Source organism: Streptomyces sp. NPDC003247 (assembly GCF_042888135.1).
In the GTDB taxonomy this organism is placed as follows: Bacteria; Actinomycetota; Actinomycetes; order Streptomycetales; family Streptomycetaceae; genus Streptomyces.
In genome coordinates, this window is sequence record NZ_JBIAPF010000001.1 from 981,393 (window position 1) to 1,001,944 (window position 20,552).

The following is a 20,552-nucleotide window of genomic DNA, read 5'->3' on the forward strand; positions in this document are numbered from 1 at the left end:
GCGGTACGCGTCAGGCCCCCGCGTCCTCCGGGATCGACACCAGCCAGCGGGTGTCGCGGCGGGGGCGGAGGTAGAGGGCCCAGTAGAGGGTGGCGGCGGCGGTGATGCCACCGGTCCACAGGAGGTAGGCGGTCTCCTGCTGGGTGAGGATGTAGGCGAGGACCACGATCAGCAGGGCCGGGACGACCGGCCAGAGCGGCATGCGCCAGGCGGGGGTGTGGCGGTGGGCGCCGCGGCGGGCGAGCAGGGCGGCGATGGCGACGAGCAGGTACATGCCGGTCACGGAGACGCCCGTCACGCCGTACAGCGTGTCGAGGTTGACGAAGCACAGGGCCGCGCCGGGAACGCCGACGGCGAGGGTGGCGACCCAGGGGGAGCCGAAGCGGCCGAGCCGGGCGAAGGCGTCGTTGACCGGCTGGGGCCAGGCCTTGTCGCGGGCGGAGGCGAACAGGACGCGGGAGTTCTGGATGACCATGACGATGCCGGCGTTGATGATCGCGAGGGCCACGCAGAGGCTGACGAAGGTGCCGACGGCGGAGCTGGACCAGGCGGTGACCATGGAGCCGATGTCGCCGCCGGTCAGCTCGGCGAGGTCGGAGGCGCCCAGGGTGATCGCGGCGACCGGGACCAGGATGATCACGGTGGAGATGGCGAGGGTGGCCAGGACCGTACGGGCGACGGTGCGGCGGGGGTGCTCCAGTTCCTCGGAGAGGTAGACGGCGGTGGAGAAGCCCTGGGTGACGAAGAGGGCGATGGCGAGGCCGGAGACGACCAGCAGGGCGGTGACGGTGTCCGGCCGGCCGTCGGCGCCGGCGACCTGCATCGACACCAGGCTGCCCGGGCCGCGCTCGGCGTGGGCGAAGCCCAGCACCGCCACGACGGCCGCCGCGATGACCTCCAGGACCAGGAAGATCCCGGTGATCCAGGCGTTGGCGCGCAGGTCGAGCAGGCCGGCGAGGGTGGCCAGCAGCATGACGCCGGCGCCGGCGAGCGACGGGTCGAGGTGGACGACCGGGGCCAGGTAGTCGGCCGTGCCCATGGCGATCACCGGCGGGACGATCATCACGACCAGGAGCGACAGGACGAAGACGAGCCAGCCCGCGAGCCGTCCGGCCAACGTCGACACCATGGCGTACTCGCCGCCCGCGCTGGGGATGAGGGTGCCCAGCTCCGAGTAACAGAACGCCACCGCGATACAGAGGAGCGAGCCGATCGCGATCGTGAGGGCGGTCGCGGTGCCGAGCGAGCCGAACAGGTCGGGGACGACGACGAACAGCGTGGACGCCGGCGTCACGCAGGACAGGGTCAGCAGGGTCCCGCCGACCACTCCGATGGAGCGCTTGAGCTTCTGGGGACTGTCCGGGGCGTCGGGGGCGGCGGTCCCGTCGGCGGTGGTCTGGACAGGGCGGAGCGTGTCGGTCATCGAATGGTTCCGATCGACTGGTGCGGCGGGGGGTTCGGTCGGGAGCGCTATCGCCTCCGGCGGCTTGGGTCGTACGTGATTCGGGCCGCTCCCGGCGCTGCATGGAACCCCGACGAAAACCGGCACGTCAATAGCTGTTCATCTACGGAATCCGTAGTTCAGATGCCGACTTGAGGAGGTGATCGGCAGTTACGGTCAATCCGCCAGCGGGCGATGGGGTGTGCGGGAACCGCAGGGGACGGCGAAAAAACGTGTGGCCGTCCGGTGCGCGGACGGCGACCGGAGCGGCCGGAGCGACCGGAGCGGCCGATGGGGGCGGAGCGGCCGGAGCGGCCGGAGCGGCCGGTGGGGGCGTGCCGCGGAAGGACGGGGCCGGCGCGCGGGCACCGTGCCCTCGCGCGCCGTCCGACGGTGACACGACGGTGCCCCGCCCTCCCGCTGCCGGGAGGACGGGGCACCGTAGGGGCCCAGGGGCCTCAGTGGTTGCGCGGGAAGCCCAGGTCCACGCCCGCCGGGGCCTCGGAGGGGTCCGGCCAGCGGGTGGTGACGACCTTGCCGCGGGTGTAGAAGTGCGTGCCGTCGTTGCCGTAGATGTGGTGGTCGCCGAAGAGGGAGTCCTTCCAGCCGCCGAAGCTGTGGTAGCCGACGGGGACCGGGATCGGGACGTTCACGCCGACCATGCCCGCCTCGATCTCCAGCTGGAAGCGGCGGGCGGCGCCGCCGTCCCGGGTGAAGATCGCGGTGCCGTTGCCGAACGGGGAGGCGTTGATGAGCGCCACGCCCTCCTCGTAGGTGTCCGCGCGCAGCACGCACAGCACCGGGCCGAAGATCTCGTCCTGGTAGGCCTTGGCCGACGTGGGCACCTTGTCCAGCAGCGAGATGCCGATCCAGTGGCCGTCCTCGAAGCCGTCGACCGTGTGGCCGGTGCCGTCGAGGACCACCTCGGCGCCCTCGGCCGCCGCGCCCGTGACGTAGGAGGCGACCTTGTCGCGGTGGGCGGCGGTGATCAGCGGGCCCATCTCGGAGGCCGGGTCGTTGCCGGGGCCGATCTTGATCTTCTCGGCGCGCTCGCGGATCTTCTCCACCAGTTCGTCGCCGATCGCACCGACCGCGACGACGGCCGAGATGGCCATGCAGCGCTCGCCCGCCGAGCCGTAGGCGGCCGACACGGCGGCGTCCGCGGCCGCGTCCAGGTCGGCGTCCGGGAGGACCAGCATGTGGTTCTTGGCACCGCCCAGGGCCTGGACCCGCTTGCCGTGCGCGGAGGCGGTGGTGTGGATGTGGCGGGCGATCGGGGTGGAGCCGACGAAGGAGACGGCCTTGACGTCCGGGTGCTCCAGGAGGCGGTCGACGGCCACCTTGTCGCCGTGGACGACGTTGAAGACGCCGTCGGGCAGACCGGCCTCGGCCAGCAGTTCGGCCAGCCGGACCGACGCCGACGGGTCCTTCTCGGACGGCTTCAGCACGAAGGTGTTGCCGGTCGCGATGGCGATCGGGAACATCCACATCGGGACCATCGCCGGGAAGTTGAACGGCGTGATGCCCGCGACGACACCGAGCGGCTGACGGATCGACGCCACATCCACGCGGCTCGCCACCTGCGTGGACAGCTCGCCCTTCAGCTGCACGCTGATGCCGCAGGCCAGATCGACGATCTCCAGGCCGCGGGCGACCTCACCGAGCGCGTCGGAGTGCACCTTGCCGTGCTCGGCGGTGATCAGCTCGGCGATGTCGTCACGGTGGGCGTCGAGCAGCGCGCGGAACCGGAACAGGATCGAGGTGCGCTGGGCCAGCGAGGACTGGCCCCAGGTCGCGAAGGCGTCCTTGGCGGCCGCGACCGCCGCGTCGACCTCGTCGACCGACGCGAACGCGACCTTCGTGGTGACCGCGCCGGTCGCCGGGTCGGTGACCGGCCCGAACGTGCCCGACGCGCCCTCGACGGCCTTGCCGCCGATCCAGTGGTTGACGATCTTCGTCATGCCCAGTTGCTCCTTCACAGATGGCGGCGTCGGGTGGAGACGTGCCGTTCGTACAGCTCACGGGCCTTGACCGCCGACGGGCGGGTCGCGGTCTCGGCCACGGGTACATCCCACCAGGCCTGTGCCTCGGGCGCGCCCGACACTGTGTCTGCCGTTCGGGTCTCGACGTAGACACATGTGGGGGTGTCGGCCGCCCGGGCCTCGGCGAGGGCCGCGCGCAGCTCGCGCACGGTCTTCGCGCGCAGCACGCGCATCCCGAGGCTGGCGGCGTTGGCGGCCAGGTCGACGGGGAGGGGGGCGCCCGTGAAGGTGCCGTCGTCGGCCCGGTGGCGGTAGGCGGTGCCGTAGCGTTCGCCGCCGGTCTCCTCCGACAGCCCGCCGATGGAGGCGTACCCGTGGTTCTGCACGAGGACGATCTTGATCGCGATGCCCTCCTGCACGGCCGTGACGATCTCCGTCGGCATCATCAGGTACGTGCCGTCGCCGACCAGCGCCCACACCGGCCGGTCGGGCGCCGCCAGCTTCACCCCGAGCGCGGCCGGGATCTCGTAGCCCATGCAGGAGTAGCCGTACTCCAGGTGGTACTGGTCCCGCGAGCGTGTCCGCCACAGTTTGTGCAGGTCGCCGGGGAGGGAGCCGGCCGCGTTGATGATGACGTCCGTCTCGTCGACGATCGCGTCCAGCGCGCCCAGCACCTGCGGCTGGGTGGGGCGTACGTCGACCTCTTCGGCCTCGTAGCAGGCGTCGACGCGCTGCTCCCAGCGCTCCTTGTCGTCGGTGTACTCGGCGACGTAGGCGTCCGTGACGCGGTGGGCGTGGAGTTCGAGGGCCTGCGTCAGCTCCGTGAGGCCGCTGCGGGCGTCCGCGACGAGCGGGAGGCCGGCCATCTTGTGGCCGTCGTGGGCGGCGATGTTGAGGTTGAGGAAACGGACGCCCTCGCCGGCGAACAGGGTGTGGGAGGCGGTGGTGAAATCGGTGTACCGGGTGCCCACGCCGATCACCAGGTCGGCGGTGCGGGCCAGTTCGTCGGCGGTCGCGGTGCCGGTGTGGCCGACGCCTCCGACGTCCTGAGGGTGGTCGTGGCGCAGGGAGCCCTTGCCGGCCTGGGTGGAGGCGACCGGGATGCCGGTGGCCTCGGCGAACTCGGCGAGGGCCGCCTCGGCGCGGCTGTGGTGGACGCCGCCGCCCGCGACGACCAGGGGGCGCGCGGCCGCCCGGACCGCCCGGACCGCCTCAGCGAGCTCGGCCGGGTCGGCGCCCGGCCGGCGGACGGCCCAGGTGCGCTCGGCGAAGAACGCCTCGGGCCAGTCGTACGCCTCGGCCTGGACGTCCTGCGGCAGCGCCAGGGTCACCGCGCCCGTCTCCACGGGGTCCGTCAGCACGCGCATCGCCTGGAGCGCGGCCGGGATGAGGGCCTCGGGGCGGGTGACGCGGTCGAAGTACCTCGAGACCGGGCGCAGGGTGTCGTTGACGGACACGTCACCGGCGTAGGGGACCTCCAGCTGCTGGAGCACCGGGTCGGCCGGGCGGGTGGCGAACACGTCGCCGGGGAGGAGCAGGACCGGGAGGTGGTTGATCGTGGCGAGGGCCGCTCCGGTGACCAGGTTCGTCGCGCCAGGACCGATCGACGTCGTCACCGCGTGGGTGGACAGGCGGTTCGACTGGCGGGCGTAGCCGACGGCCGCGTGGACCATCGACTGCTCGTTGCGGCCCTGGTGGTACGGCATGACGTCGGCGTACTCGACGAGCGCCTGGCCGAGTCCGGCGACGTTGCCGTGGCCGAAGATGCCCCAGGTCGCGCCGATCAGCCGCTGCCGTACGCCGTCGCGCTCGGTGTACTGGGCGGCGAGGAAGCGCACCAGCGCCTGGGCCACGGTGAGCCTCGTGGTCATCGGTAACCCCCTGTGCTTTCTACATGGTCCGGGTGGAAGCAGATCCGCCACTCCCGCGTCCCGCCGGGCCCCGCCATCACGTTCAGGTAGTACATGGTGTGGCCGGGCTGGGCGATCGACGGGCCGTGCCATCCGTCGGGGACGAGGACGGCGTCGCCGGAGCGGACCTCGGCGAGGACGTCGGATCCGCCCTCGCGGGAGGGGGACACGCGCTGGTAGCCGAACCCGTTCGGTCCGTCGATCTCGAAGTAGTAGATCTCCTCCAGCTCCGACTCCTCGCCGGGCCGGTGCTCGTCGTGCTTGTGCGGCGGGTACGAGGACCAGTTCCCGCCGGGGGTGACGACCTCGACGGCGATCAGCTTGTCGCAGTCGAAGGCGTCGGCGGAGGCGAAGTTGCGCACCAGGCGGGCGCAGGTGCCGCTGCCGCGTTCCTCGACGGGTACCTCCGGCGCGGGGCCGTAGCGGGCGGGGAGTCGTCGCTCGCACTTCGCTCCTGCCAGGGCGAAGCGGCCTCCCGCGCCGGAGGCGATCTGTGCCCGGGCGTCCCGGGGAACGTACGCGAAGTCGGTGACCGACGCGAAAACGCTCTCCCTGCCCAGGAGTTGGAACTCTTCATCAGCTGTTTGCACGGTACATCCGCCCTCCAGCGGAAGCACGATCCACTCGCTGTCCCCGGCGGTGAGGGTGTGCGTGCCGCCGGGCGCCAGCTCGACGACGCGCAGACTGCTGTGGGCCCAGCCGGCCCGCTCCGGACCGATGTCGAGGACATGCTGCGCGTCGGCGGTGGTCCCGCGCGGGACGTGCAGGCCCTGGCCCGCGGGGCGCCGCGGCTCGGTGTGCGACGGGCTGGGGTGCGGCTCGGTGCGCGACGGGCGTTGCGGCTCGGTGTGTGTCATGCGGCGGCCCTCACAGCAGTCCTACGGCGGTGTCGACGGCGGCGGCCACGTCCCCGTCCGCCGGGTACAGCAGCGAACGGCCGACCACCAGGCCGCGGACGGTGGGCAGGCGCAGCGCGCCCCGCCACTTCTCGTACGCGCCGGCCTGGTCCTCGGCGGAGCCCCCGACCTCGCCGCCCAGCAGGACCGCCGGCAGGGTGGAGGTCTCCATGACCTCGGCCATGTCGTCGGGGTTGTCGGTGACCGGCACCTTGAGCCAGGTGTAGGCGGAGGTGCCGCCGAGTCCGGAGGCGATGGCGATGGACCGGGTGACGGCCTCGGCGGACAGGTCGTTGCGGAGCCCGCCGTCGGGGGCGCGGCGGGAGATGAACGGCTCGACGAAGACGGGGAGCCGGCGTGCGGCCATGTCGTCGATCGCGCGGGCGGTGGACTCCAGGGTGGTGAGGGAGCCCGTGTCGTCGTAGTCGATGCGCAGGAGCAGTTTGCCCGCGTCGAAGCCGAGCCGTTCGATGTCCTCGGCGCGGTGGCCGGTGAAGCGGTCGTCGAGTTCGAAGCGGGCGCCCTGGAGGCCGCCGCGGTTCATCGAGCCCATGACGACCTTGCCGTCGAGGGCGCCGAGCAGGAGCAGGTCGTCGAGGATGTCGGCGGTGGCGAGGACGCCGTCGACACCGGGCCGGGACAGGGCCAGGCAGAGGCGTTCGAGCAGGTCGGCGCGGTTGGCCATGGCCAGGGAGCGGCCGCCGGCGCCGAGCGCGCCGCGGGCGGGGTGGTCGGCGGCGACGATCATCAGACGGCCGTTCGCGCCGAGCAGGGGCCGTCGGGTGCGGCGGGCGGCGGCCTCGGCGATCGCCTCGGGGTGGTGGGTGCGGGTGTGCACGAGCTCCGCGACGTCGACGCTCACCGCACGGCTCCCGCCGTGAGCGCCGCCTCGATCTCGTCGGGGGTCGGCATGGCCGAGGAGCACTCCAGGCGGGAGGCGACGATGGCGCCGGCGGCGTTGGCGTACCGCATGACCGTCTCCAGGTCGCGGCCCGCGAGGAGGCCGTGGCAGAGGGCGCCGCCGAAGGCGTCCCCGGCGCCGAGGCCGTTGAGGACGGTCACCGGGAGCGGGGGGACCTCGGCGTACTCGCCCGCGCGGCTGACGGCCAGGACGCCCTCGGGCCCCTGTTTGACGACGGCGATGTCGACGCCCGCGTCGAGGAGGGCGCGGGCGGCGGCCCGCGGTTCGCGCACGCCGGTGGCGACCTCCACCTCGTCGAGGTTGCCGACGGCGACGGTGGCGTGCTTCAGGGCCTCGGCGTAGAAGGGGCGGGCCGCGTCCGGGTCGGTCCAGAACATGGGCCGCCAGTCGAGGTCGAAGACGGTGGTGCCGGCCTTGGCGCGGTGGGCGAGGGCCGCCAGCGTCGCCGTGCGGCTCGGTTCCTGGCTCAGGCCGGTGCCCGTCACCCAGAAGACGCGGGCGTCGCGGACGGCGTCGAGGTCGAGGTCGTGGGCGTCGATCTCCAGGTCGGGCGCCTTGGGCTGCCGGTAGAAGTACAGCGGGAAGTCGTCCGGCGGGAAGACCTCGCAGAAGGTGACCGGGGTCGGCAGGCCGGGGACGGGGGTGACCCAGCGGTCGTCGACGCCGAAGTCGCGCAGGGCCTGGTGCAGATAGGTGCCGAACGGGTCGTCACCGGTACGGGTGATCACCGCGGTGCGCCGGCCGAGGCGGGCGGCGGCGACGGCGACATTGGTCGCGGACCCGCCGAGGAACTTCCCGAAGGACGTGACCTGCGGCAGCGGGACCCCCGTCTGGAGCGGATAGAGGTCCACTCCGATCCGCCCCATGGTGATCAGGTCGTACGCCATCGAGATCCCTTCGTGTCGGCCCGCACGCCCGCACGCCTGTGCGCCTGCACTCCTGCACTCCTGTGCGCCTGCCCGCCTGCCGGGCGTGCCGCCGTACCGGCTCCTCACGGCTTTGTAGTCCCCCGCGGTGGACCCTGTCAATGTTTTGTCCGGACATTCGGACCAGCGCTTGACACCCTTTCGGGGAGACCGCACGCTGACGCCCATGACGTCGTTGTCACCTCAGTCCCCACTGTCCCGCATCCGGATCGGCTCGGCCCCCGACAGCTGGGGCGTCTGGTTCCCCGACGACCCGCGGCAGGTGCCCTGGCGGCGCTTCCTCGACGAGGTGGCGCTCTCCGGCTACGAGTGGATCGAACTGGGCCCCTACGGGTACCTGCCGACCGACCCGGCCGTCCTCATCGAGGAGACGACGAGGCGCGGACTGAAGGTGTCCGCGGGCACGGTCTTCACCGGGCTCCACCACGGCGCGGCGGTCTGGGACCGGACCTGGGCGCACGTCGCCGACAACGCGGCCCTGGCCCAGGCGATGGGCGCCTCCCACCTGGTGGTCATCCCCTCCTTCTGGCGGGACGACAAGACCGGCGAGGTGCTCGAGCCGGACACGCTCACGCCGGAGCAGTGGCGCAACCTCACCTCGCTCACCGAACGGCTGGGGCGGGAGGTGCGCGAGCGGTACGGCCTGCGGATCGTCGTACACCCGCACGCCGACACCCACATCGACAGCGAGGAGAACGTCGCCCGCTTCCTGGACGGCACGGACTCCGGCTCGGTGTCGCTCTGCCTCGACACCGGGCACTACGCGTACTGCGGCGGCGACAGCGTCAAGCTGATCGAGACCTACGGGGAACGCATCGGCTACCTGCACCTCAAGCAGGTCGACCCGGAGATCCTGGCGGACGTGCGGGCGAAGGGGACACCGTTCGGGCCCGCGGTCGCCCAGGGTGTGATGTGCGAACCGCCGTCCGGGGTGCCGGAGCTGGGCCCGGTGCTGGAGGCCGCGCGGAAGCTGGACGTCGACCTGTTCGCGATCGTCGAGCAGGACATGTACCCGTGCGAGCCGGACCGCCCCCTGCCGATCGCCCAGCGGACCCGGGCCTTCCTGCGCTCCTGCGGGGCGTAGCCCTCCGGGCCCTCCGGCACACCCGTCACGAATGTCAGGCATACGCCATATGTCACGGATGCGCGACCACCACGTCACAGTCGGTCCACAACCGCATCCGTACGGTCACACGGGGGCCGTCCAGCGGGCAAGGGCCCGGTGATCACCAGCGTGACGCCGGGCTCCCCCGGACGGCCTCCCGGCCGCCGCCCGGCCACGCGGGGAGGTGCACTCATGACCGACCGACGGCTCTGGTCCTACAAGGAGATCGCGGCGCACATCAACGTGCAGCCGGACACCGTGCGCTCCTACCGCAAGCACGGGCTGCTGCCCCCGCCCGACCGCATCGAGGGCGGCAGACGCTACTGGTACGTCGACACCGTCCTCGCCTGGGTCGCCTCCCGCCCCGGCAACCGCGGCCGCCGCACGGACTGACCCCGCGAGGCCGACGGCGCCCCCGGCCGCCCTCCACGACCGGACCACCCGTCATCCCGTCCAGGCTGACGGGTGGTCCGGCCTCCTCTTGCGGGCGTCCTCTTGCTAGGGGCGTGCGGCGGCCGCCGTCACTCTGGAGCGCAGAGGCGAGGCCGTCAGCATGTCCGCGTACTGCCAGGAGTAGGCGGTGGCCTCTTCCTCTTGCAGCTCGACCGCGTCCGCCGTGGTCCGGAACAAGAACCGGAAGTCGAAGTGCAGGTGTTCGGGCTCGCCCTTGGCCTCGTTCATGGGAATCGAGTGGACGTCGATGTGCAGAGGCACGTCGCCGATCGGCTCGACCTGGTCACTGCTGATGCCGGTCTCCTCGGCCAGCTCGCGCAGGGCGGCGTCGCGGAGTGTCGAGTCGCTGTCCTCGACGTGGCCGCCGGGCAGCAACCACTTGCGCAGGGCACGGTGCTCGATGGTGAGGACACGACCGTCAGGGCGGACCAGGGCGGCACCGGCGGTGACGTGCCCGCGGAAGGTCTTGCGCGATGCGATCGCGTCACCGGCCTCCTCGATGACCTTGTCCAGTACCGAGAGCGCGTCCTCCTCGTCCGGGTGGTCAGCCAGGTAGGCGGCGACGGTGTCGCTCACGTGCTGGGCGGTGATCGGCATGAGGTTGTTTCTCCTAGCGGTTGAAGTAGTTCAGCCACGTTCCGGCGATGGTGGCGCGGTCTGCGGCGTCGGCCTCGTGCATACCGGGCGCGAGGTCGCCGCGGGCGATTTTCCGGACGCCCGCGAGGATTTCGGCCTGCACGAGGTAGATGAACGGGCCGACGCTCGCACCGTGCAGGAAGTTGACGGCATTGCCTCCGTTGAGCAGGTAGAAGTAGTGGCCGGTCGTCTGGTAGCGAGTGATGTGCTCGCCGTTCGGGGTCCGCTGGTACACGTCGGGAAGGCCGGCCAGGTCGAGTTCGTCCTCGCTGCTGGTGACCGTGGCGACGTAGGCGCCGTTCCGCAAGGCCGAGAAGTCCTCGCCCCGCAGCGACACGGCTCCGGTCGCGCACAAGATCAGACCGGCCCCGTGCAGTGCGGCGTCGCGGTCCTTGGCGACGGTGAAGCCCTGCGCGAGCGCCTGTGTCCGGCGGACGGGGTCGAGGTCGTAGACGGTGACCTGTACGCCCTTGGCGTGCAGCAGGCGGGCGATGCTGGATCCGAGCTTGCCGAACCCGATCACGAGGGCGGTGCGGCCGTGGAGGATGTCACCACGGCTTCGCATCAGCGCTTCGGTCGAGAACACGACGGACTGACCGACGAGGAAGTCTTCCGGGTCCTTCAGCGGGGAGCGGGCGACGGAGACGACCGGACACGGCAGTTTCTCGGCGCCGGCGTAGCGCTTGTGTCCGTTCTCCGTGTCCTCGACCACGCCCAGAACACGGCCCGAGAACCGCTCGCACAGGGCGTCGAGGGTCGGTGCGAAGTACCCACCGACATCGAGCAGCACGACGGCTTCACCAGCGGCCCGCGACTCGATGTAGTCGACCGCGCTACCGGGGTCCTCGAACAGCTCTCGTGAGAGGGTGTCGCACTGCGTCGTCCTCTCGATCTCCCGGCGGGCGGTGAGGTCGACGGACTTGGGCTTGGGCAGCACGGCCCGCAGAGTGGTGCTGATACCCATGGCCCGCACGAACGCGGGGCGCTCGGGCAGCAGGTGCGTGATCAGGAATGCCGACGGCTTCTCCGCCGGGGCGAAGGTGTCCGCGATACGCGCGAAGTACGCATCGAGACGTGCACGCTCGAACTGTTCCATTGGCTCACTTCCCGTGATGAGGCGGTAAGGCTCAGGACAGGTGGTGGACCCACGCCCGGGCCGGGGAGATGGAAGACACGTGGGCGGGGGTCATCGGGTTGTGCGCCGCCCTCGGCGGCCGTTGGAAGAAAACGGGGCTTGTGCCGGTGTTCTTCGGCGAGTGGGCAACGGGTGCACCCGGAGGGAGTACCGGGCGTCGTCGTCCGTCACGGTGAAAACGAACGCGCGACCGGTGGCAAGGGCGCGCAACGCATGCTCGTACGTCTGGTCGCTCTCGGCCCACGCGCGCAGTTCGGCGTCAGGGCGAGCGACAGCGGGACCTGCCGCGATCAGGGGCGCGTCCCGGAGGAACAGAGCCCCAGGCTCCGGAGACAGCAGCCGAGCGAGGTGATGAGCCTCAGCGCGTAGCCAGCGGGCGGCAAGCCGTGCCGAGCGGCCACGGTGGGCGGCGAGCAGTACCTCGCGAGAGCTGCTGAGGTCGTGGGCGGTCACCTCACAGCGGAAGGCGATCGGCGACGGCACAAGGGCGCGTGCGGACGCCGGCGGGGCGAGCATCAGCGAGGCAGCACTCACCAAGTACGCTCCCGTGCCGATTCCCTTGCCTTGATCAGCCGTCCGAACTGGAGTGAGTACAGCTCGACTTGCGAGGAGGTGAGAATGAGCACCGTCTCGCAGGAACCGCCGTCCTCATAGTGGACGGTGACCGGAAGCGCGGCCTGCTGGGCGCGGTGGTCGTAGATGGCGTCTTGCCGCAGGGGCGTGACGTGAGTGACGGGCACCGGCACGGGCCGCAGGGTGGACCCGTCAGCTCGCGCGCGCCAGTCCTCTCCGCCGCCCGGCGGTCGCAATTGGTACGACGCCGAACTGTCACTCGGCAGGGCGACGACGATCCCGATCCCGCCTCTCTCGGCAAGGTCGAGGGCCAGGTCGCCGAGGCGGGGGTGAAACGGGGCGCCAGCGCTTAACTCGACGCCCCACGCGGAAAGTTGTTCCGAAGTTCGTTCGGCCATACCTCGAAGTTATGGAGTGCTCCCAGGCTCAATATGAACCAGAGGAATACAGCCCTCATCCGTCGAGGTGAAACCGGTCTGACATGCGGCGCAGCTTCTCCCGAGTGCTTGCTCGCTCGGCGTACACGATGCTGCGCAGGGTTGACCGGGCGATGGGATGATTGCGGACGAGCTGGGGGGCGATGCGCTCGGCCTTCTCCAGCTCCTTCAGCGCCTTGTCGCGGTTTCCGTCCCACAGCCAAGCACGGGCCAGGTCCATGTGGTGATGTCCCTGACGGGAGTTGGGAAGCGACTCGACCAGCTGCTTACTCACGCGCCGGTTTATCGACAGGGCCTCACGTTGCTCATGCATCTCCAGAGCGACGCTGATCGCATGGATCTGCACATTGCCCGGCGAGAAGGTCAGGCTGTGGCGGTCGTAGACCGGAGGGCCGACGGCCTCTGTCATCCGCTTCGCTGCACCCCGCGCGTGCTTGATCCGGTCCTTCGCTTCGGCCTTGCGACCGCTCCGTGCAGCCGAAACCGCCGCGCGCAGTTGCAGTGTCCCCCACGCCCGCACGGCCAGCGGCTCACCCCGGTCGTAGCCCTGCTGCACACTGCGAATCGCTTTGTCCGACAGGGCAATGGAGTCATCCCAATCCGCCGTGGCCCACATGTCCCAGACACGCATCCAGTCGGCGACAGCAGGCATGACAGGATCGCCGGACAACCGGGCAGACCAAGCGGCCCGCTCACACGCCATGGCGATCAACTCAGGGTGCCCAAGGGCGTGCGCGGCGGTGTGGGCGAACTTGCAGCACACGGCGTAGATGGCGAACGCCTCTTCCCGTTCGTGCCCCGTGGAGACCTCGGCGAGGGCGCGTGCCTCGCGGAACAGGTCGGGCAATACCTCCATGATCGCCACGTTGGCAGCGGAGTCACGCAGGCGGTGAAGGCGGGTGGTTTCCTGCCAGAGCTGACGGGCAGGTCGGGGGGTTCCGTCGAAGACGGGGGCGAGGTCGTAGCGTCGCAGCTCACGCAAGATAGCTGCGGCAGAGACCTGCCACTGATTCTCGGCCGGGGAACTGTTGTATGGCCGCCCGATCAGGTCATTCGGGTGTACGTGCAGCTCCGAGGCAAGCAGGTTGAGCAGGCCGACGCGGTCCAGCTCGATGTGTCCGCGTTCCATCTTGGAGACCCACCCCTGCGTCTTGCCGAGCGCAGCAGCGAGGTCGGCCTGAGTCATGCCAAGGCGGAGCCGTGCACGGCGTGCGCGACGGCCGATCTCTTCGGCTTCTTCCAACATCAGCGCGCCCCCCTATGGGTAAGGCGCCGACGATCCAGCGGGCGGCGAGGCATCGTGCTCCCTCCGTCGAGTCTTCTGCCTATGAAGGTACCCATGCCGCTTCCTGGGTGTGGAGTGTTACAAGGCGGCACCTGGCCAGCAGCGCTAGGCACTCGCGAATTGCACCGGACAGGCACCTGGTGTCGTGATGCGCTCGTATGCTTGTCCTGCTTCACCTGCTCCTCCCCTCCAACTCGTCGACTTCTTTGCAGGAGTCGGCGGATAGTCCCTGATGGTCAGGGACCTGGAAGGAGCAGGAGGAGCAACGGTGAGAAACAGCATGGGCAAGCCTCGCAAGCCGTGGACCGACCCAGAGAAGTGGTCAGTTGGCTTGGCTGCGACTGGCTTGCTTGTGACGATCATCGCCACATGGGGTCAGTTCACGCGGTAGCGCTGTGCCCCACGCGAGGCCGGCCGTGTCCGGGGTTGCTCATGCAGCGAGCCCGGTCGAGTGATGGACGACCGGGCTCGTGAACTGCGCGAAGGGCCTGACTTGGTTGCAGCCGAGTCGGGCTCTTCGTGTGTCCAGACTCGGTGAGCCTCGGTGAGTCTCGGTGAGTCTCGAATCAACGAAATAGTACAGCCATGAGACTGCGCGGGGGCCGTTTTACCTGTGTCAGCGTGCTGACACGCGTACGCACTGACCTGCTGTTACTTGCCGATGTGCGGTAACGCCACCCGGGTGAAGTCACGGCTTCATAACCTATGAAGCCGTATCGGTAGCGCGGAAGCAATAGTCCGGAGGTTGCTCCTGACGGCAGCGACGGCACACTCACCCGTCGATCACCGCTGTCGTGGTCAACCTGCGGGAGCCCGGTACTTTGTAGCCGTTCCGCCCCTGGCAGGCGAGACGGAGGTGGGTTGCCCAAGCGACCGAAAGGAACGGTCTTGAACCCTTCCGTGTCTCACCGCCTCGTGAGGCACGGGGGTCGCGGTACGTACCGGCTGGGCCGTCTCGACCTGGCGGAGAACGCTTTGAGGAATGCCCTGGAACAGACAGCTCTGGCGTCCGGGCAGTCGTACCGGCGACGCGGAGCAGTGCTCACCGATCTGGCCGTCATCGGTGCGAAGCGGCGGAATGCCGAACAGGTCGTGGTGTACGGCAGGGAAGCCGTCGAACTGGCCCGATCCTCCGGGTCCGGGTATGTCGCCCGTAGACTCCAAGCCCTGTACGACGAGTTCGGTCCCTTGAGCCGCGACCACCGTGTAGCGGATCTGGGGGCGGAGATCGCCACGCTGAGCACGCCGTGACGAGAGGGGTAGGCATGTCGCAGACCGAAGGCGCCCGACTGTTCCGGGAAACCTGGATCGCGGGAGTGCACCAGCACTTCCCCGGTGAGCCGAAGGCCGGCTACGTGACCCCGTGGGACGACACCCCGCTGTGGGAGCGCGAGGCAGCGGGCTCCGTCTACGAGCAGGTCCGCCACTTCATCGAGATCAGCGGCGGCACCACGGCACGGCTGACCCGGGAGCAGAAGAGCCGCTTCGTCGCGACGTGCTGGACGGCCCAGATGTTCAAGCACTTCGAGGACCCGAAACCGGGCTACGTGGCCGACTGGCCCGACCTCCCGTCCTGGCAGCAGGAGACCGACGCCGACATCTTCGAGGCCATCGAGAAGGCGCTGAGCTGATCGCTGGTGCGCCCTCGATCGTGTGAGGCACAGTGCCCCGCATGGACTTCTCCGTCAAACCCGTGCTGGCCGGTGAGAGAACCGTGCTGCGTCCCTTCGTGGAGGCCGATGCCGAGGGCATGTGGGAGATCATCGGCGATGCCGAAGTCATCCGCTTCACGTTCCCGCCGAACGGTGAGCTCACCCTGGAGCACCTGCGCTCGTGGTACGCCACCCGCTCCGGCTCGCCCGACCGCCTCGATCTCGCCGTCACCGACCGGGCCACCGGTGAACTCGTCGGCGAGGTCGTCCTGTACGAGTGGGACCCGGACGCGCGCAGCTGCACCTTCCGTACCCTGATCGGCCCGCGGGGCCGCGACCGGGGGATCGGTACCGAGGCGACCCGTCTCGTCGTCGGTTACGGCTTCGAACGGCTGGGTCTGCACCGCATCCAGTTGGAGGTGTACGGCGACAACGCCCGGGCCCGGCGCGTCTACGAGAAGGCCGGGTTCGTGGTGGAGGGCGTGCGCCGGGAGGCCGCGCTGCGGGACGGGGTGTGGGTGGACGAGGTGCTCATGGCCCTCCTGGACCGCGAGTGGGCCGCCCTCACCGCCACGGCTCGATGACGGTCACCCCCGCCCCGGGCGCGGTTCCCATCGCCGCCAGCGCATCCGGTACGGCGTCCAGCCCGATCGTGGACGTCACCAGCAGGTCGGGGCGGAGCACTCCCGCCCGGACCAGCTCCAGCATCCCGGGGTAGGCGTGGGCGGCCATGCCGTGGCTGCCGAGGAGTTCCAGCTCCAGGGCGACGGCGCGGGCCAGCGGGACGGGGGTCAGGCCGTCGGCCGAGGGCAGCAGGCCGACCTGGACGTGCCGGCCGCGGCGGCGCAGGCCGTTCACCGAGGCGGCGCAGGTGGCGGGTGAGCCGAGGGCGTCGAGGGAGAGGTGCGCCCCGCCGCCGGTCACCTCGCGCACCGCCGCCGCCGTGTCCGGCGTGTCCCGCGCGTCCACGCACTCCGCCGCGCCGAACGTGCGCGCCAGCTCCAGGGCGCGCGGTGACACGTCCACGGCGACGACCCGTGCTCCCGAGGCGGCCGCGATCATCACCGCCGACAGGCCCACCCCGCCGCAGCCGTGCACCGCCACCCACTCCCCCGCCGCGACCCGGCCCTGGCCGACGACCGCCCGGAACGCGGTGGCGAACCGGCAACCGAGGGAGGCGGCGGTGCCGTAGGAGAGGCCGTCGGGGACCGGCACCAGGTTCACGTCGGCGTGGTCCAGGGCCACGTACTGGGCGAAGGAGCCCCAGTGGGTGAAGCCCGGCTGGGTCTGCCGCTCGCACACCTGGTGGTCGCCCGCCGCACAGGACGGACAGCTGCCGCACCCGCACACGAAGGGCACGGTCACCCGGTCGCCGGGCTTCCAGCGGGTGACGCGGGCGCCGGTCTCCTCGACGACTCCGGCGAGTTCGTGGCCGGGCACGTGCGGCAGGGTGATGTCGGGGTCGTGGCCCATCCAGCCGTGCCAGTCGCTGCGGCACAGTCCGGTGGCCTCGACGCGCACCACCACCCCGTGCTCCGCCGGCCGCGGGTCCGCCACCTCCCGCACCGCGGCCGCTTCCCCGTACCGTTCGAACACCACAGCCCGCATGTGTCGTCGCCCTCGTCTCTCGTTCGGCCGGGTCCCGGGACGGCCGTCCCGGGACCCGGCCGAACGTTATCCGCGCGCCCCCACCGTGTCCCGCCGGAGGTCCGCCTCGGCGGCCGGGGCCGGCTCGCCCTCGCTGAGCCCGAACCGCCGGTGGAACCTGCGCAGGGGTGCCGGTGCCCACCAGGTGGCCCGCCCGGTGAGCCGCATGATCGCCGGGACGAGGGGGCTGCGGACCAGCGTCTATCAGGACCGCCAGCGCGATGCCGAGGGGGCCGACACGGGCGCGGCTCCTTTGAGAAATACCCCCTAGGGGTATAGTCTGGGTGGTGTGGAGGCCCCCTCGGACCCCCTCAGCCCCACCTGCCTCGACGAGGAGTAACGACATGACCGCCCACACCGACACCCCGGGTTCCGTCACCACCGTCTACAAGGTGAGCGGCATGAGCTGCGGCCACTGCGAGGGCGCGGTCTCCGGCGAGCTCACCGAACTGCCCGGCGTCACGTCGGTGAAGGCCGTCGCCACCGCCGGCGAGGTCACCGTCGTCTCCACCACCGCCCTCGACGAGGAGGCCGTACGCGCCGCCGTCGACGAGGCCGGCTTTGAACTGGTCGGACGCGCCTGAGACACGCCACCCTCGGCATCGGGCCGCACCCGACCGGTCGGCACCGGTCAGGTGCGGCCCGTTCCGCTCCCTGGAGTACCGACATGCCCAGTACCACCGTCACGGCACCGATAACCGAGACCTCCGCCGCGTCCGGCACCTCCGAGGTCGAGCTGCTCATCGGCGGCATGACCTGCGCGTCCTGCGCGGCCCGCGTGGAGAAGAAGCTCAACCGCATGGACGGTGTCACCGCGACCGTCAACTACGCGACGGAGAAGGCACGGGTCACCTACCCCGCCGGGATCCAGGTCGCCGACCTGATCGCCACCGTCGTGAAGACCGGCTACACCGCCGAGGAGCCCGCACGCCCGGAGCCGGAGGAGACCCCCGCCGGCACCGACCCGGAGCTCTCGGCGCTCCGGGACCGCCTGCTCGTCTCCGGCCTGCTCGCGGCGCCCGTGGTGCTGCTGGCGATGGTTCCCGCACTCCAGTTCGACAACTGGCAGTGGCTGTCGCTGACCCTCGCCGCACCCGTCGTCGTCTGGGGCGCCCTGCCCTTCCACCGGTCGGCCTGGACGAACCTGCGGCACGGCGCCTCCACCATGGACACGCTCGTCTCGGTGGGCACGCTCGCCGCGTTCGGCTGGTCGCTGTGGGCGCTCTTCTTCGGTCACGCGGGCATGCCGGGGATGCGGCACCCCTTCGAGCTCACCGTCTCCCGCACCGACGGAGCCTCCACGATCTACCTGGAGGTCGCCGCGGGCGTCACCGCGTTCATCCTGCTCGGCCGCTACCTGGAGGCCCGCTCCAAGCGGCGCGCGGGCGCGGCCCTGCGGGCGCTGATGGAGCTGGGCGCGAAGGACGTGGCCGTGCTCCGCGACGGGCGCGAGGTGCGCGTCCCGGCCGACCTGCTGGCGGTCGGCGACCGGTTCGCCGTCCGGCCGGGTGAGAAGGTCGCCACCGACGGGACCGTCGTCGAGGGCGTCTCCGCCGTGGACGTCTCGATGCTGACCGGCGAGTCGGTGCCGGTGGACGTCGGACCGGGCGACCCCGTCACCGGCGCGACCGTGAACCGCGGCGGCCGGCTCGTCGTCGAGGCGACCCGGGTCGGCGCCGACACCCGGCTCGCCCGGATGGCGAAGCTGGTGGAGGACGCGCAGAACGGCAAGGCCGAGGTGCAGCGCCTCGCCGACCGCGTCGCCGGGATCTTCGTCCCCGTGGTGCTGCTGATCGCGGCCGTCACCTTCGGCGCCTGGCTGGGCGTCACCGGCGACACCGCCGCCGCGTTCACGGCGGCCGTCGCGGTCCTGATCATCGCCTGCCCGTGCGCCCTGGGCCTCGCGACCCCGACCGCGCTGCTGGTCGGCACGGGCCGGGGCGCGCAGCTCGGCATCCTCATCAAGGGCCCCGAGGTGCTGGAGAGCACCCGCCGCGTCGACACCGTCGTCCTCGACAAGACGGGCACCGTCACCACCGGCCGGATGACCCTCCAGGGCGTGCACGCCGCCGAGGGCACCGACGAGAAGGAGCTGCTGCGGCTCGCGGGCGCCCTGGAGCACGCCTCCGAGCATCCGGTCGCCCGCGCGGTGGCCGCGGGCGCCGAGGAGCGCACCGGGCGACTGCCCGGGGTGGAGCACTTCGAGAACGTGCCCGGGCGGGGCGTGCGCGGACGGGTGGAGGGCCATGAGGTGGCCGTGGGGCGGCTCGCCGAGCACACCGGCGAGCCGCTGCCGCCCGAGCTGGCCCGCGCCCAGGAGGAGGCCGAGCGGGACGGCCGTACCGCGGTCGTCGTCGGGTGGGACGGGGCGGTGCGCGGCCTGCTGGCCGTGGCCGACACGGTCAAGGAGACCAGCGCCGAGGCGGTGCGCGAGCTGCGCGCGCTGGGGCTGCACCCGGTGCTGCTGACCGGCGACAACCGGGCGGTGGCGGAGGCGGTGGCCGCCCGGGTCGGCATCGACGAGGTGGTCGCCGAGGTGCTGCCCGAGGACAAGGTCGCCGTCGTACGGCGGCTCCAGGGCGAGGGACGGGTCGTGGCGATGGTCGGCGACGGGGTCAACGACGCGGCCGCACTCGCCACCGCCGATCTCGGCCTGGCCCTGGGGACGGGGACCGACGCGGCGATCGAGGCGGGCGACCTGACGCTGGTGCGCGGGGACCTGCGGGCGGCCGCGGACGCCATCCGGCTGTCCCGGCGGACCCTGTCGACGATCAAGGGCAATCTCGTGTGGGCCTTCGGGTACAACGTGGCCGCGCTGCCGCTGGCCGCCGCGGGCCTGCTGAACCCCATGCTCGCGGGGGCCGCGATGGCGTTCTCGTCGGTCTTCGTGGTGACGAACAGTCTGCGGTTGCGGACCTTCCGCTGACACGCGGTGAGGACGCCCGGAAGTTACCGCCGGTTAGGCGAAGGTGAAACAACAACTCCCCTGGAGTCCGGAGCGCGCCTCACATAAGCTCTTCACAAGGCTCGCGCATCATTCTTACGCCCGGGCCCCGATCGCTGTATCCGGCCGCGCGCGTATCCGACGGGGGATATGCGCGAGACACAGATCACAGTGACGTGAACGTAACCATCGAAGGGGTTCGACGGTCTAAGTTGACGATGTCAGCAAGCGTCTTGGGGGGCGCGAACTGGCATCTGGGGATGTCTTGGGGGACTTCCTCAGAGATGCGTTGCCGGGGCACGTACACCGGGAAGCTTTGAGCGGCCCTCCCGGCGTGCGTTGTCCCGGCAGATCGCACACGGCGGGAGGACGGCGGGCTCGACCCGTCCTCGCTCACCACCCGCCCGCTCGACAACCGCATATGGCATCAGCGAATTCAGGCGCTGTGTCCTCACAGACGCCCGGCCGGATCCCGTGGGGGGAATCCGCACCGGGACATGGGAAGGCGCCCTGGTCGTCGGCCCGTGGGGGGACCGGCGCACCAGGGCGCCTTCTGTCATGCCGTGCGTCCGACGCGTTGCCGCGTCCCTGGAGCCCTGCGCAGGAGC

18 protein-coding genes and 1 pseudogene are annotated in these 20,552 nt (G+C 71.1%); 7 read left to right on the top strand and 12 right to left on the bottom strand.

Going from position 1 to position 20,552, the window contains the following annotated elements; all coding sequences use genetic code 11:
• Positions 1-10: 10 nt before the first annotated feature.
• The 6 genes from ACFYWQ_RS04125 to iolC form a co-directional block, all read right to left on the bottom strand.
• The gene (locus ACFYWQ_RS04125; RefSeq protein WP_389512578.1) at positions 11-1,423 is read right to left on the bottom strand and encodes an APC family permease; all 1,413 of its coding nucleotides are present in this window, start codon (positions 1,421-1,423) and stop codon (positions 11-13) included.
• 476 nt (positions 1,424-1,899) lie between these two features.
• Complete coding sequence (gene mmsA / locus ACFYWQ_RS04130; protein ID WP_389512580.1) at positions 1,900-3,402, bottom strand: CoA-acylating methylmalonate-semialdehyde dehydrogenase; 1,503 nt, start codon at positions 3,400-3,402, stop codon at positions 1,900-1,902.
• A 14-nt stretch (positions 3,403-3,416) separates the two neighbouring features.
• A complete protein-coding gene (gene iolD, locus ACFYWQ_RS04135) occupies positions 3,417-5,294 on the bottom strand; it encodes a 3D-(3,5/4)-trihydroxycyclohexane-1,2-dione acylhydrolase (decyclizing) (RefSeq protein ID WP_389512581.1) in 1,878 nt (625 codons plus the stop codon).
• Positions 5,291-6,190 carry a 5-deoxy-glucuronate isomerase gene (gene iolB / locus ACFYWQ_RS04140; protein ID WP_389512582.1) on the bottom strand — a complete coding sequence of 300 codons (900 nt, stop codon included), beginning with the start codon at positions 6,188-6,190 and terminating at the stop codon, positions 5,291-5,293. Before iolB ends, iolD begins: the two co-directional genes overlap by 4 nt.
• A gap of 10 nt (positions 6,191-6,200) precedes the next feature.
• Entirely contained in the window at positions 6,201-7,091 is an 891-nt protein-coding gene (locus tag ACFYWQ_RS04145) for a deoxyribose-phosphate aldolase (RefSeq protein ID WP_389512583.1), read from the bottom strand.
• On the bottom strand, positions 7,088-8,038 hold the full coding sequence (gene iolC, locus ACFYWQ_RS04150; protein ID WP_389512584.1) for a 5-dehydro-2-deoxygluconokinase: 951 nt from the start codon (positions 8,036-8,038) through the stop codon (positions 7,088-7,090). Before iolC ends, ACFYWQ_RS04145 begins: the two co-directional genes overlap by 4 nt.
• Positions 8,039-8,243: 205 nt before the next feature.
• Here iolC and ACFYWQ_RS04155 point away from each other — a divergent pair, with 205 nt between their 5' ends.
• A complete protein-coding gene (locus ACFYWQ_RS04155) occupies positions 8,244-9,161 on the top strand; it encodes a sugar phosphate isomerase/epimerase family protein (protein WP_389512586.1) in 918 nt (305 codons plus the stop codon).
• Positions 9,162-9,374: 213 nt separating this feature from the next.
• Positions 9,375-9,575 (top strand): MerR family DNA-binding transcriptional regulator, encoded by a 201-nt coding sequence (locus tag ACFYWQ_RS04160; protein ID WP_385062567.1) that lies wholly within the window; start codon positions 9,375-9,377, stop codon positions 9,573-9,575.
• Between the two features lie 105 nt (positions 9,576-9,680).
• On the opposite strand, the gene ACFYWQ_RS04165 is transcribed toward ACFYWQ_RS04160, so the two are convergent.
• The 4 genes from ACFYWQ_RS04165 to ACFYWQ_RS04180 form a co-directional block, all read right to left on the bottom strand.
• On the bottom strand, positions 9,681-10,232 hold the full coding sequence (locus tag ACFYWQ_RS04165) for an NUDIX hydrolase (RefSeq protein ID WP_389512588.1): 552 nt from the start codon (positions 10,230-10,232) through the stop codon (positions 9,681-9,683).
• Positions 10,233-10,245: 13 nt separating this feature from the next.
• Complete coding sequence (locus ACFYWQ_RS04170; RefSeq protein ID WP_389512591.1) at positions 10,246-11,367, bottom strand: adenosylhomocysteinase; 1,122 nt, start codon at positions 11,365-11,367, stop codon at positions 10,246-10,248.
• A gap of 569 nt (positions 11,368-11,936) precedes the next feature.
• Positions 11,937-12,377, bottom strand: coding sequence for a hypothetical protein (locus ACFYWQ_RS04175; RefSeq protein ID WP_389512595.1), 441 nt, complete (start codon positions 12,375-12,377; stop codon positions 11,937-11,939).
• Between the two features lie 55 nt (positions 12,378-12,432).
• Positions 12,433-13,662, bottom strand: a complete 1,230-nt coding sequence (locus ACFYWQ_RS04180; RefSeq protein ID WP_389512597.1) for a helix-turn-helix domain-containing protein — start codon at positions 13,660-13,662, stop codon at positions 12,433-12,435.
• Between the two features lie 927 nt (positions 13,663-14,589).
• On the opposite strand from ACFYWQ_RS04180, the gene ACFYWQ_RS04185 reads away from it, so the two are divergent.
• Genes ACFYWQ_RS04185 through ACFYWQ_RS04195 form a run of 3 tightly spaced genes read left to right on the top strand, consistent with a single transcriptional unit; the run spans position 14,590 to position 15,937 of the window.
• Positions 14,590-14,952 (top strand): tetratricopeptide repeat protein, encoded by a 363-nt coding sequence (locus tag ACFYWQ_RS04185; RefSeq protein ID WP_389512599.1) that lies wholly within the window; start codon positions 14,590-14,592, stop codon positions 14,950-14,952.
• A 14-nt stretch (positions 14,953-14,966) separates the two neighbouring features.
• Positions 14,967-15,332 carry a hypothetical protein gene (locus ACFYWQ_RS04190; protein ID WP_389512600.1) on the top strand — a complete coding sequence of 122 codons (366 nt, stop codon included), beginning with the start codon at positions 14,967-14,969 and terminating at the stop codon, positions 15,330-15,332.
• A 41-nt stretch (positions 15,333-15,373) separates the two neighbouring features.
• Complete coding sequence (locus ACFYWQ_RS04195) at positions 15,374-15,937, top strand: GNAT family N-acetyltransferase (RefSeq protein WP_389512602.1); 564 nt, start codon at positions 15,374-15,376, stop codon at positions 15,935-15,937.
• Here the strand turns inward: ACFYWQ_RS04195 and ACFYWQ_RS04200 are convergent.
• Together ACFYWQ_RS04200 and ACFYWQ_RS04205 are read right to left on the bottom strand one after the other, a co-directional pair.
• Positions 15,918-16,961, bottom strand: a complete 1,044-nt coding sequence (locus tag ACFYWQ_RS04200; protein WP_389512604.1) for a zinc-dependent alcohol dehydrogenase family protein — start codon at positions 16,959-16,961, stop codon at positions 15,918-15,920. The two genes, ACFYWQ_RS04195 and ACFYWQ_RS04200, sit on opposite strands and share 20 nt — an antisense overlap.
• A gap of 66 nt (positions 16,962-17,027) precedes the next feature.
• A pseudogene (locus tag ACFYWQ_RS04205) lies at positions 17,028-17,301 on the bottom strand (MMPL family transporter); the annotation flags it as partial.
• A 43-nt stretch (positions 17,302-17,344) separates the two neighbouring features.
• Between ACFYWQ_RS04205 and ACFYWQ_RS04210 the strand changes: the two are divergent.
• Both ACFYWQ_RS04210 and ACFYWQ_RS04215 read left to right on the top strand, forming a co-directional pair.
• On the top strand, positions 17,345-17,584 hold the full coding sequence (locus ACFYWQ_RS04210; protein ID WP_389512606.1) for a heavy-metal-associated domain-containing protein: 240 nt from the start codon (positions 17,345-17,347) through the stop codon (positions 17,582-17,584).
• Between the two features lie 83 nt (positions 17,585-17,667).
• Positions 17,668-19,926: a heavy metal translocating P-type ATPase gene (locus ACFYWQ_RS04215; protein WP_389512607.1), complete on the top strand. Its 2,259-nt coding sequence runs from the start codon at positions 17,668-17,670 to the stop codon at positions 19,924-19,926.
• Positions 19,927-20,552 lie beyond the last annotated feature (626 nt).